The following is a 12,784-nucleotide window of genomic DNA, read 5'->3' as shown; positions in this document are numbered from 1 at the left end:
GCTCAGAAGCTGTGCTCGTCGCCAGGAAACGTCCCGGACGCGACTTCGACCGCGTACTGTGTTGCCGCACGGTGCAATTCGCCGCCGACGTCACCGAAGCGCTTGACGAATTTGGCCGTTTTGCCGTCGGTGAGGCCGGCCATGTCCTGCCACACCAGCACCTGGGCGTCGCAGTTGCGGCCGGCGCCGATCCCGACTGTCGGGACCGTCAGCTTGCCGGTGATCTGGGTGGCCAGTTCGGCCGGCACCATCTCCATCACCACGGCGAACGCACCGGCTTCGGCGACCGCGATCGCGTCGTGGATGGTCTGCTCGGCGGCGTCCCCGCGACCCTGCACCCGGAAACCGCCCAAGGTGTTGACGCTCTGCGGGGTGAAGCCGATGTGCGCCATCACCGGGATGCCGGCGGCGGTCAGCGCCGCGATCTGCGGGGCGACCCGCTCGCCGCCTTCCAGCTTGACCGCATGCGCGCCACCTTCCTTCATGAAGCGGATCGCGGCGTCGAGTGCGGCGGCGGGGCCGGCCTCATAGCTGCCGAACGGCAGATCGGCGACCACCAGGGCGTGCGGTGCGCCGCGCACGACGCCGCGTACCAGTGGGATCAGTTCGTCGACGGAGACCGGCACCGTGGTGTCGTAGCCGTAGACGACGTTGGCGGCCGAGTCGCCGACCAGCAGCACGGGGATGCCGGCGTCATCGAAGATCCGGGCGGTGGAGTAGTCGTAGGCGGTGAGCATCGCCCACTTGTCGCCTTCGGCCTTCATTTTCTGCAGGTGGTGGATGCGGGTCTTGGCCCGCGGGCTCGAGGAATGGGCGCCGTAAACAGTCTGATCAGACATCATTGTCCCTAGTTGTGGTCTGGTCGATCCTCGAGGCCTTTTCGGGTCCCCGGGTTCGTCTGACCCGATCAGTGTGCCACTTCAGGCCGACTCTGTGGACTGCTGGCCCCGGTGGACTTCCTCACAGCGAGGCTCATCGTGGGAATTCCGATACCACCCCTTGGCGGCGGACATACCATCGGCGCATGCAGCGCCTCAGCGGACTCGACGCCAGCTTCCTGTATCTGGAAACCCCTGCACAGCCGTTGCATGTCTGCTCGATTCTCGAACTCGACACCTCCACGATGCCGGACGGCTACACCTTTGACCGGCTGCGTGACGAACTGGCGGTGCGGATCAAGGCAATGCCGGAGTTCCGCGAGAAACTGGCCGACAGCGCCTTCAATCTGGACCATCCAGTGTGGGTAGAGGACATCGACTTTGACGTCAATCGGCACCTGCATCGGATTGGTCTGCCGCCCCCGGGCGGGCGTGTCGAGCTCGCCGAGATCGCCGGCCATATCGCCTCGCTGCCGTTGGACCGCACCCGCCCGCTGTGGGAGATGTGGGTGATCGAGGGTGTCGCGGGCACCGACGCCCAGCAGGGCGGTCGGCTGGCCGTGATGACGAAGGTGCACCACGCCGCTGTGGACGGCGTGACGGGCGCCAACCTGATGTCTCAGCTGTGCAGCACCGAGGCCGACGCCCCCGCCCCTGACCCGGTCGACGGCGTCGGCGGCGCCAATGAGCTCGAGATCGCGCTGACCGGTGCGGTGAAATTCGCGGCCAGGCCGCTGCGCTTTGCCAATGCGCTGACCGACACTGCATCGACCGTGGTCAAGACGGTATTGCGGGCACGCAGCGGCCAGACGATGGCACCGCCGTTCGCGGCGCCGCGGACAGCGTTCAACGACACCATCACCTCACATCGCAACATCGCCTACGCGCAGTTGGACCTCAAGGACGTCAAGAGGGTCAAGGACTACTTCGGGGTCAAGGTCAACGACGTGGTGATGGCTCTGGTGTCGGGCGTCCTGCGGCAATTTTTGCTCGACCGCGGCGAGTTGCCGGATTCGTCGCTGGTGGCGATGGTGCCGGTATCGGTGCACGGCAAGTCGGACCGGCCTGGGCGCAACCAGGTTTCGGGCATGTTCGCCAGCCTGCAGACCCACATCGCCGACCCGGTCGAGCGGATCAAGGCCATCGCTGACGGGAACTCGGTTGCCAAACAGCACAGTTCGGCGATCAAGGCAACGCTTTTGCAGGACTGGTCACAGTTCGCCGCGCCCGCGGTGTTCGGGATGGCGATGCGGGCCTACGCTCGGACCAGCCTCACCAAGCGCATGCCGGTGCACAACCTGGTGATCTCCAATGTGCCCGGACCCCAGGTGCCGCTGTATTTCCTGGGTAACGAGGTCAAGGCGATGTATCCGCTCGGGCCGATCTTCCAGGGCTCGGGCCTCAACATCACCGTGATGTCGCTGACCGGCAAACTCGACGTCGGGATCATCGCCTGCCCCGAGCTGCTGCCCGACCTGTGGGAATTGGCCGACGACTTTGCGGTCGGGATGGAAGAACTGCTGCTCGCGACACGGCAGACGTCTAGCGACCCGTAGCCCGCGCTGACGCATGGCACCATGTCTGGCATGGGGATTCCTCGCCGCGGCAAGATTGCGCGCACGATGCTGATCTGGACCGTGATGACGGTCGTCGCGGTGACAGTGGCCGGCTGCACGCAGGTCGTGAAGGGGCACCCGGTGATGTACGGGCCCAAAATCGGCCAGCCGGTGGAGTGGGGCCCGTGCCGCGTCGCCGGTGGTGGTGTCCCGGCGAAGCTGCCGGGTGGCGCCCAATGCGGCAAACTCGCCGTGCCTGTCGACTACCGCCACCGCAATGGCGATGCGATGACCCTGGGACTCGTCCGCTTCCCCGCAACCCGGGACAAGATCGGCTCGCTGGTGATCAACCCCGGTGGCCCGGGGGAGTCCGGCATCGAGGCCGCCGTGGGGCTCGTGCAGTCGTTGCCGCCGCAGATCCGGGAGAGATTCGACCTAGTCGGCTTCGACCCTCGCGGGGTGGCGACTTCGCGGCCCGCGATCTGGTGCAACTCCGATGCCGACAACGACCGGCTGCGCACCGAAACACAGGCGGACTACAGCCCGGCGGGTGTGGCGCACATCGAGGAGGAGACCAAGGAGTACGTCGCCCGCTGCGTCGCCAAGATGGGCAAGAAGTTCTTGGCGAACGTCGGAACCGACAACGTCGCACGCGATCTCGACACCATCCGGGAAGCGTTGGGCGACAACAAGCTGACGTTCCTGGGTTACTCCTACGGTACCCGGATCGGCGCCGCGTACGCGGAAGCCTTCCCGAAGAACATCCGGGCGATGATCCTCGATGGCGCCATCGACCCCAATGCCGACCCGGTCGAGTCAGACTTGCGGCAGGCCAAGGGTTTTCAGGATGCCTTCGACGACTACGCGAAAGACTGCGCCAAATCGCCGACCTGCCCGTTGGGCACCGACCCGGCCAAAGCCGTTGACGTCTACCACGATTTGGTCTACCCGATGGTCGACAAGAACGACCCGATGGTTGGTATACCCATGCCCACCAAAGATCTGCGCGGATTGAGCTACAGCGACGCGATCATCGGCACCATCATGGCGTTGTACTCACCGACGTTCTGGCACCACCTGACGAGCGCGTTGACCGAGATGTCCCATCACCGTGGCGACGTCATGCTCGAATTGGCCGACCTGTATATGCGTCGAGACAAGCGCGGCCATTACAACAACTCCACCGACGCGCGGGTGGCCGTCAACTGTGTGGACCAGCCGCCAGTCAAGGATCGCGCCAAGGTCATCGACGAGGACCGCCGCTCCCGCGAGGTCGCGCCCTTCATGAACTACGGAAAGTTCACCGGCGACGCGCCTCTTGGCACCTGCGCGTTCTGGCCGGTACCACCGACGAGCAAGCCGCACAGCATTTCGGTGCGGGGTCTGACGCCGACGCTGGTGGTGTCCACCACCCACGATCCGGCCACGCCATATCAGGCCGGCGTCGACCTGGCCACCCAGTTGAAGGGTGGGCTGCTCACCTACGACGGCACCCAGCACACGGTGGTGTTCCAGGGCAACAGCTGCATCGATGACTATGCGACGGCCTACCTCGTCAGCGGTACTGTGCCGTCGAAGGGAGCCAAGTGCTAGTTCGCCGACGATGCGGGGCGGAACGCTCTGAGGAGGAGTCGGACCGTTGGACCTAGCACCGCCCGCGATCGGCTTCGGCACGAAACATCACGGCCGCGTGGTCGATAACGAGACAAACGTGTGACCGATACCGATCCGGTCTGTGGCCGACGCATGCCACGATTGATCACCATGTGGCGCATGAGACGGATGAGCTCAGCGCTGCTTTCTTTCATGCTGACGACGTCGGTGGCGGTTTCCGCGGCGCCGCTGTCCGGAGCGACGCCCGGATATGACGCGGGCCCGACACCCAGCCCGGCGGCGCCGCAGCCGGCCTCGGCGCCGCGGCTGAATTGGGGGAATTGCAGCCAGCTGGTCAAAAGCCCCGATGACGTGCCCGGGGCACAGTGCGGGACGGTCGACGTCCCAGTCGACTACGCGAATCCCGCCGGCGCGCAAACGCAACTTGCGGTGATCCGGATTCCGGCGACCGGGCCGCGGATCGGCGCGTTACTGGTCAACCCGGGCGGGCCCGGGGCGTCGGCGGTCGACATGGTGGCCGCCATGGGACCGAACCTGGTGGGTTCCGAAGTCAGCCGCCGTTTCGATCTGGTCGGCTTCGACCCGCGCGGCGTCGGCCATTCCACGCCCAGCGTGCGCTGCCAGACCGACGCCGAGGTCGACGCCTACCGCCGCGATCCGATGGTCGATTACAGCCCGGCGGGTGTGGCGCACATCGAGCAGGTCTACCGGCAGATCGCTGCGCGCTGCGTCGCCCGCAACGGCTCAGTATTCCTGGAGAACGTCGGAACCGCTTCTGCCGCCCGCGACATGGATGCGGTACGCGAGGCGCTCGGTGATGACCAGATCAACTACCTGGGCTACAGCTACGGCACCGAACTGGGCACCGCCTACCTCGAACGCTTTGGTGACCACGTCCGGGCGATGGTGCTCGACGGCGCCATCGACCCGAGCATCGGCCCGATCGACGAGCTGATCAACCAGCAGGCCGGGTTCCAGACCGCGTTCAACGACTACGCCGCCGACTGCGCCCACTCGACCGACTGCCCACTGGGCACCGACCCCAACCAGTGGGTCGTCCGCTACCACCAGTTGATCGACCCGCTGGTGGCTCACCCGGCGCCGACATCCGAAGGCCGTCCCCTGGGCTACTCCGACGCGATCACGGGCACCATCAATGCGCTCTACACCCCGCAGTTCTGGAAATACCTGACCAGTGGGCTGCTCGGTCTGCGACGCGGTACCGATCCCGGGGATCTGCTGGTGTTGGCCGACGAGTATTACGGTCGCGACGCGCACGGGCATTACAACAGCTCGCAGGACGCGTTCAACGCGATCCGCTGTGTCGACGCGCCTGAGCCGACTGACCCGGCGACATGGGCCGACACCGATCAGCGGATTCGTCAGGTCGCGCCGTTCTCGTCGTACGGCCAGTTCACCGGTCACGCACCGCGCGACCTGTGCGCGCTGTGGCCGGTGCCGGCGACATCGGCGCCGCATCCGGTCGCACCGGTGGCCCCCGGCAAAGTCATCGTCGTGTCCACCACGCACGACCCGGCGACCCCCTACCAAGCCGGTGTCAATCTGGCCCACCAACTGGGCGCCGATCTGATCAGTTTCGAGGGCACCCAGCACACCGTGACGTTCAACGGAAACGAGTGTGTGGACAACGCGGTGGTGCGTTACTTGGTCGACGGCATCGAGCCAGGAAACTTACGGTGTTAAGCCGCGCCGGTAACACAAATTTAACGCTGTGTGCATACTGTTCGGAGTATGGATCGTCAAAAGGAATTCGTGCTCCGCACGTTGGAGGAACGGGACATTCGATTCGTCCGGCTGTGGTTCACCGATGTGCTCGGTTTCCTCAAGTCTGTCGCGATCGCACCCGCCGAACTTGAGGGCGCGTTCGAAGAAGGCATCGGCTTCGACGGGTCGTCCATCGAGGGCTTCGCCCGGGTTTCGGAATCCGACACCGTCGCCCATCCCGACCCGTCGACGTTCCAGGTGTTGCCGTGGACCACGCGCTCCGGTCATCACCACTCGGCCCGGATGTTCTGCGATATCAAGATGCCCGACGGCTCGCCGTCGTGGGCGGACCCGCGCCACGTTCTGCGTCGTCAGCTAGGCAAAGCCAACGACCTGGGTTTCTCCTGCTACGTGCATCCCGAGATCGAATTCTTCCTGTTGGAAGCCGGTCCCGAAGACGGAACCGAACCGGTGCCAGCCGACAACGCGGGCTACTTCGATCAGGCCGTCCACTCCGCTTCCAACTTCCGTCGCCACGCGATCGACGCACTGGAATCCATGGGCATCTCGGTCGAGTTCAGCCATCACGAAGGTGCGCCCGGCCAGCAGGAGATCGACCTGCGCTTCGCCGACGCGCTGTCGATGGCCGACAACGTGATGACGTTCCGTTACCTGATCAAAGAGGTCGCGTTGAACGAGGGAGCGCGGGCGACGTTCATGCCCAAGCCTTTCGGCCAATATCCGGGCTCGGCCATGCACACTCACATGAGCTTGTTCGAGGGCGAGGTCAACGCATTCCACAGCCCGGACGACCCGCTACAGCTCTCCGACGTCGCCAAATCGTTCATCGCCGGGATCCTCGAGCACGCCAGCGAGATCAGCGCCGTGACCAACCAGTGGGTCAACTCCTACAAGCGGCTGGTGCTCGGCGGCGAGGCGCCCACCGCGGCGTCGTGGGGCGCGGCGAACCGCTCAGCGTTGGTTCGAATCCCGATGTACAGCCCGCACAAGACCTCATCGCGCCGCATCGAGGTGCGCAGCCCCGACTCCGCCTGCAATCCCTACCTGGCGTTCGCCGTGCTGCTGGCGGCTGGGCTGCGCGGCGTGGAGAAGGGTTACGTCCTGGGCCCGCAGGCCGAGGACAACGTCTGGGACCTCACCCCGACCGAGCGCCGCGCGATGGGTTACCGCGAACTGCCGTCCAGCCTCGACGAGGGGCTGCGGGCCATGGAAGGCTCCGAACTCGTCGCAGAAGCGCTGGGGGAGCACGTGTTCGACTTCTTTCTGCGCAACAAGCGCGCCGAGTGGGCGAACTACCGCCGCCACGTCACGCCTTATGAGCTGAAGACCTACCTCTCGCTGTAGACAAGTGCCGGTGATCAGGACGCATCCAGATCTACACGGCTGCGCTACCGTCAAAGACATGAACCAACCAGTGACAGAACGGCCGAAGGTCCCCAGCCTCGGCCGCCTCGGTTTGGTCGACGAACGCGCGAGCGCCAATGTGGCGCAGCTGGGTTGGAACACCGAAGCGCGCATTGATCTGCTGTGGTCGCTGTCGCGGGCACCCGACGCCGACGCCGCCCTGTGCGCGATGGTCCGGCTCTGCGAGGCGCTCGGCGACATGTGGGCTGAGCTGGACAAAGCATTGTCCACCGACCGCGGCCTGCGTGGCCGGCTGTTCGGTGTCCTCGGGTCGTCGTTGGCGTTGGGGGATCACCTGGTCGCCAATCCACAGGCCTGGCATCTGTTGCGGGGCAACGTGAAGCTGCCGTCACCCGAGAAATTGCGGGCCGATTTTGCCGCATGCGTTGCCGAACCCTCTACCGCTGCGGGGTCGCCTGCGTGGCGGCTGCGCAAGCTGTACCGCAACCGGTTGCTGGTGCTGGCTGCGCTGGATCTGGCGCCGACCGTCGAGAACGAGCCGGTGCTGCCCTTCCAATCGGTGGGCGCCCATCTGGCCGACCTCGCCGACGCCGCGCTCGGGGCGGCGCTGTCTGTCGCCGAGGCTACCGTCTGCGGCGATGCCACTCCGCCGCGGCTGGCGATCATCGCGATGGGCAAATGCGGTGCGCGCGAACTCAATTACGTCAGCGACGTCGACGTCATCTTCGTTGCCGAGCCAGCCGACCAGGTCTCCGCGCGGATCGCCGGCGCGATGATGCGGCTGGCCTCGGAAGCCTTCTTCCAGGTCGATGCCGGGCTGCGCCCGGAGGGCCGGCACGGTGAATTGGTCCGCACCCTCGACTCGCATGTCGCCTACTACCAGCAGTGGGCCAAGACCTGGGAGTTTCAGGCGCTGCTCAAAGCGCGTCCGGCCGCCGGGGACTCCGAGTTGGGCAAGCGGTACATCGATACGCTGCTGCCGATGGTCTGGAACGCCTGCGAGCGTGCGGATTTCGTGCCCGAGGTCCAGGCGATGCGCCGGCGCGTCGAGCAGCTGGTACCCGCCGACGTCCGAACTCGTGAGCTCAAACTCGGCACCGGCGGGCTGCGCGACGTCGAGTTCGCGGTGCAGCTTCTGCAACTCGTGCACGGCCGCAACGACGAGTCGCTGCACGTGTCCTCGACGGTCGACGCGCTGGCCGCACTGGGCGCCGGCGGCTATGTCGGTCGTGACGACACGGCGAACCTGACCGCGTCGTATGAGTTCCTTCGCCTGCTGGAACACCGGCTGCAGTTGCAGCGACTCAAGCGCACCCACATGCTGCCGGCGTCCGACGACGACGAGGCGATGCGCTGGCTGGCCCGGGCGGCGCACGTCCGCCCCGACGGCAGCCATGACAGGCTCGAGGTGCTCCGCGAGGAGCTGAAACGTCACCACCTGCGGGTGTCGCGGCTGCACACGAAGCTGTTCTACCAACCACTGTTGGAATCGCTTGCGCCAGAAGGCCTGGAGTTCTCCGAGGGGATGACACCAGCGGCCGCGGAGCGCCAGCTGGCGGCCCTCGGCTACGACGCTCCGCAGAGCGCGCTGGCCCACCTGTCGGCGCTGATCAACCAGAGCGGCCGCCGGGGCCGGGTGCAGTCGGTGCTGTTGCCCCGACTGTTGGACTGGCTGTCCGGCACCCCTGATCCCGATGCGGGGCTGCTGGCCTACCGCCGGCTGAGCGACGTGATGATCTCGCAGCGCTGGTATCTGTCCACGCTGCGCGACAAGCCTTCGGTGGCCAAGCGATTGATGCACGTGCTGGGCACCTCGACCTACGTGCCGGAGCTGCTGATGCGTGCGCCGGAGGTCGTGCAGAACTACAGCGACGGGCCGGCAGGGCCGAAGTTGCTCGACGTTGACCCCGAGGCGGTGGCCGGTGCGCTGGTGGTCTCGGCCGGCCGGCAGAGCGACCCGGTTCGCGCCATCGCCATTGCCCGTTCGCTGCGCCGCCGCGAATTGGCCCGCGTCGCATCGGCTGATCTGCTCGGCATGCTCGACGTCACCGACGTGTGCGCGGCGCTCACCGCCGTCTGGGTCGCGGTGCTGGAGGCCGCGCTGGGCGCGGTGATCCGGGTGAACCTGCCCGACAGCGGCAACGCCCCGGCGGCGATCGCGGTGATCGGGATGGGCCGCCTCGGCGGCCGCGAACTCGGCTACGGGTCCGACGCCGACGTGCTGTTCGTCTGCGATCCGGCCGATGGTGTTCAGGATTCCGACGCCGTGAAGTGGGCGGTGACGGTGGCTGAGCAGATCCGCGCGCTGCTGGGCACCCCCAGTGCGGACCCACCGCTGGAGGTCGACGCCAATCTGCGGCCCGAGGGTCGTAGCGGTCCGCTGGTCCGCACGTTCGCGTCGTATGCCGCCTACTACGAGCAGTGGGCGCAGCCCTGGGAGATCCAGGCGCTGCTGCGGGCCGATGCGGTCGCCGGTGATGCGGAGCTGGGCCAGCGGTTCCTGCACATGGTCGACAAGACGCGCTACCCCTCCGGTGGGATGTCCGCCGAGGCGGTCCGCGAGATTCGTCGGATCAAGGCACGGGTCGACTCCGAGCGGTTGCCACGCGGCGCCGACCCGAACACCCACACCAAGTTGGGCCGCGGGGGACTGGCCGACATCGAGTGGACGGTGCAGCTACTGCAACTGCGCTATGCCAGCGAGATCGGGGCGCTGCACAACACCTCGACGCTGGAGAGCCTGGACGCCGCCGCCGAGGCCGGCCTGATCGCAGGCGAGGACGCCGACTTGCTGCGGGAGGCGTGGCTGACCGCGACCAGGGCCCGCAACGCGCTGGTGCTGGTTCGAGGTAAGCCCAGCGACCAGCTACCCGGGCCCGGGCGGCTGCTCAACACCGTCGCGGTGGCGGCCGGCTGGGCGAGAAACGGTGACGGTGGCGAATTCCTGGACAACTACCTTAGGGTGACGCGGCGCGCAAAGGCGGTCGTGCACAAGATCTTCGACGAATGAGCCAGCCCCGGGCGCGGTGTAGGGCAGGCCTCGGTGTTAGTAAAGAAGCGTGGAATTCCCTTACCAGGCGATGAGCGCCGACGAACACGATCGGCTCGCGGCGATCTACCGCCCGCTCACCGAGGACGTGCGCGAACTGATCGAGGCGGCGCTGCGGACCGAAGTCGAGTCCGACTCCATCGAGGCCGCCCGCACCGCGATCCGGTCGGCCACGGAAGCGCTGCGAAGCAGGCAGCGTGACGAGGTCGGGGTCGTGCACCACGCGGTCGGGGGACGGCCGGTGGTGTGGGGCAACGCGGTGATCGGCTTGCGCAACGCGATCGCCCCGCCGCTGACCATCCAGCACGGCGACGACGCCACCTCCTGCTGGAGCGAGTTCACCCTCAACTCTGCCTACGAGGGCCCGCCCGGCTGGGCGCACGGCGGGGTCTGTGCCTTGGTCCTCGACCACGTGCTCGGCGAGGCAGCCAGCGCGGGCCTGACCAAGCCACTGTTCACCGGCACCCTCACGCTCCGTTTCGTCCGCGGCACGCCGCTGGGCCGTCTGCGCGCCGAGGCCGCTGTCGAGCGCACCGAAGGTGTCAAATCCTTTGTCTCCGGCCACCTTGCCGACGCCGACGGAATTACCGTCGAGGCCGAGGGGATCTTCTTGACGGTCAAACCGTCCTGGGCGCGGGCCGCCGAATGAAGTTCTCGGCGGGCTCAGCGAGATCGCGCTGCGCCGCGCGGCCCGCCACGACGGCTGGATCGGTGACCTGATCAACACCGACCAGGCGCTCACGGCTGCCAACCGGCTACGCGAGCTGTGGGCCGAAAAGGGTTTGCAGATCCACGATTTCACCATCCTCACCCCGCTGACCGACGCGTTCACCACCGCGCACTACCAGCGGGCGGAGCAGGCCGGGATCTCCGGGATCCTGACCATGCCGTGGATGTTCTACTCCGGGCCGGACGCCACGCTGGCGCAGAAGGTCGACGGCATGAAACGGTTCCGCAAGGACCTCGCCCTCGACGGCTGAGTGCGGGCCTGCATGATGAAGGCCATGTCGGAAATCAAGCCGTACCGCATCGACGTCCCCGCCGCCGTTCTCGACGATCTGGCCGAGCGCCTGGCGCGCACCCGGTGGCCGGAGTCCGAGACCGTCGACGACTGGAGCCAGGGCATCCCGCTGGGCTACACCCGCGAGCTGGCCGACTACTGGGCCAACGGCTACGACTGGCGCACGCGGGAAGCCGCGCTGAACCGCTTCGAGCAGTACGTCACCGAAATCGACGGCCTTGACCTTCATTTCATCCACCAGCGGTCGCCGCACGAGGACGCGCTGCCGCTGCTGATCACGCACGGCTGGCCGGGTTCGGTGGTGGAGTTCCACAAGGTGATCGAGCCGCTGGTCAACCCGCCGTCGGGCCGCGCCGAGGATGCCTTCCACGTGATCTGCCCGTCGCTGCCCGGCTATGGGTTTTCCGGTAAGCCCACCGGCACCGGCTGGGGTGTCGAGAAGATCGCCGAGGCGTGGGAGACGCTGGCCGGCCGGCTCGGCTACGGCCGCTACGGCGCCCAGGGCGGTGACTGGGGCGCGGCGGTGACGACCCAGATCGGCCGCAACGGCGGTCACTGCGTGGGCATCCACCTGAACATGCCGATCGCCAAGCCCGCCAAAGCCGAGGCGGGGTCCGGCGATTTCAGCGAGGACGATCAGCAGGCCCTGGCCGCGTTCACCGAACACCGCAAATGGGGGACCGGCTACTCCAAGCAGCAGTCCACCCGGCCGCAGACGCTGGGTTATGGACTGGTCGATTCACCGGTGGGGCAGCTGGCGTGGGTGGTCGAGAAGTTCTGGGCGTGGGCGGACTGCGACGGGCATCCCGAAAAAGTGTTCAGCCGTGACGAATTGCTCGACAACGTGATGCTGTACTGGGTCACCGCAAGCGGTGCGTCGTCGGCCCGGCTGTACTGGGAAAGCTTCAACCGGTTCGTCAGCGACGGCCGGGTGGAGCTGCCGACCGGAGTCGCGGCCTTCCCGAAGGAAATCCTGCGCATACCGCGCAGCTGGTGCGACGCGGCCTACAACATCACGCACTGGACGACGATGCCACGCGGCGGCCACTTCGCGGCGTTCGAGCAACCGGACTTATTCGTCGACGACGTCCGCGCGTTCTTCGCGACGGTGCGGTAAAGATCAGCGCCGCAACCGGCCTCGCCGTCGGCCCTCGAGCGCGTAGCGCCCGCCGCCGGTGAAGACCAGCAGCAGAAAGGCGACGCAGAACATCACCGAGTCCTCGCCGTGGTTGTTGATCGGCCAGAACCCGTGCGGGACGTGGACGGTGAAATAGGCGAACGCCATCTCAGCGGAGGCCAGCAACGCCGCGGGCCGGGTAAACAACCCGAACGTGATCAGTGCACCGGTGATCAGCTCGATCCAGCCGGCGTAGAATTCCGGCCACTGTGCCACGGGCGCAACATGACTCGCGGCCGGCCAGCCGATCACCGAGGATAGCCCGTGGCTGAGAAACAACAGCCCGAAGATCACTCTGAATACCGACAAGGCGCTCGGCAGATACGGATTGGGTCGGGTCTCGAGATTTTGCGCCATGCGCACACAATATGTGTCTAG

The 12,784-nt window shown here is 66.7% G+C and carries 9 protein-coding genes and 1 pseudogene; 8 read left to right on the top strand and 2 right to left on the bottom strand.

The window, feature by feature from the left end:
- Positions 1 to 2: 2 nt before the first annotated feature.
- Positions 3 to 839, bottom strand: coding sequence for a 3-methyl-2-oxobutanoate hydroxymethyltransferase (panB, locus tag ABDV69_RS07925; RefSeq protein ID WP_343573078.1), 837 nt, complete (start codon positions 837 to 839; stop codon positions 3 to 5).
- Positions 840 to 1,024: 185 nt separating this feature from the next.
- Between panB and ABDV69_RS07920 the strand changes: the two genes are divergently transcribed.
- From ABDV69_RS07920 to ABDV69_RS07885, 8 genes and pseudogenes are all read left to right on the top strand, one after another.
- Positions 1,025 to 2,434: a wax ester/triacylglycerol synthase family O-acyltransferase gene (locus ABDV69_RS07920; RefSeq protein WP_343573077.1), complete on the top strand. Its 1,410-nt coding sequence runs from the start codon at positions 1,025 to 1,027 to the stop codon at positions 2,432 to 2,434.
- Between the two features lie 30 nt (positions 2,435 to 2,464).
- Positions 2,465 to 4,027 carry an alpha/beta hydrolase gene (locus ABDV69_RS07915; protein WP_343573076.1) on the top strand — a complete coding sequence of 521 codons (1,563 nt, stop codon included), beginning with the start codon at positions 2,465 to 2,467 and terminating at the stop codon, positions 4,025 to 4,027.
- Positions 4,028 to 4,198: 171 nt separating this feature from the next.
- Positions 4,199 to 5,752, top strand: a complete 1,554-nt coding sequence (locus ABDV69_RS07910; RefSeq protein ID WP_343573074.1) for an alpha/beta hydrolase — start codon at positions 4,199 to 4,201, stop codon at positions 5,750 to 5,752.
- Between the two features lie 48 nt (positions 5,753 to 5,800).
- Positions 5,801 to 7,138, top strand: coding sequence for a type I glutamate--ammonia ligase (glnA, locus tag ABDV69_RS07905; RefSeq protein ID WP_343573072.1), 1,338 nt, complete (start codon positions 5,801 to 5,803; stop codon positions 7,136 to 7,138).
- Between the two features lie 58 nt (positions 7,139 to 7,196).
- The gene (locus tag ABDV69_RS07900; protein ID WP_343573070.1) at positions 7,197 to 10,169 is read left to right on the top strand and encodes a bifunctional [glutamine synthetase] adenylyltransferase/[glutamine synthetase]-adenylyl-L-tyrosine phosphorylase; all 2,973 of its coding nucleotides are present in this window, start codon (positions 7,197 to 7,199) and stop codon (positions 10,167 to 10,169) included.
- A 49-nt stretch (positions 10,170 to 10,218) separates the two neighbouring features.
- Positions 10,219 to 10,857 (top strand): PaaI family thioesterase, encoded by a 639-nt coding sequence (locus tag ABDV69_RS07895; protein WP_343573069.1) that lies wholly within the window; start codon positions 10,219 to 10,221, stop codon positions 10,855 to 10,857.
- 4 nt (positions 10,858 to 10,861) lie between these two features.
- Positions 10,862 to 11,188: pseudogene (locus ABDV69_RS07890) on the top strand (LLM class F420-dependent oxidoreductase); the annotation flags it as partial.
- A 24-nt stretch (positions 11,189 to 11,212) separates the two neighbouring features.
- Positions 11,213 to 12,346, top strand: a complete 1,134-nt coding sequence (locus tag ABDV69_RS07885; protein ID WP_343573068.1) for an epoxide hydrolase family protein — start codon at positions 11,213 to 11,215, stop codon at positions 12,344 to 12,346.
- Positions 12,347 to 12,349: 3 nt separating this feature from the next.
- On the opposite strand, the gene ABDV69_RS07880 is transcribed toward ABDV69_RS07885, so the two are convergent.
- Positions 12,350 to 12,763 carry a DoxX family protein gene (locus ABDV69_RS07880; RefSeq protein ID WP_343573067.1) on the bottom strand — a complete coding sequence of 138 codons (414 nt, stop codon included), beginning with the start codon at positions 12,761 to 12,763 and terminating at the stop codon, positions 12,350 to 12,352.
- Between the last annotated feature and the right edge of the window lie 21 nt (positions 12,764 to 12,784).

This window comes from Mycobacterium sp., from assembly GCF_039583785.1.
Taxonomy (GTDB): Bacteria; Actinomycetota; Actinomycetes; order Mycobacteriales; family Mycobacteriaceae; genus Mycobacterium.
The sequence above is the reverse complement of the archived record's forward strand: the minus strand, read 5'-3'. Positions and strand labels throughout refer to the sequence as shown.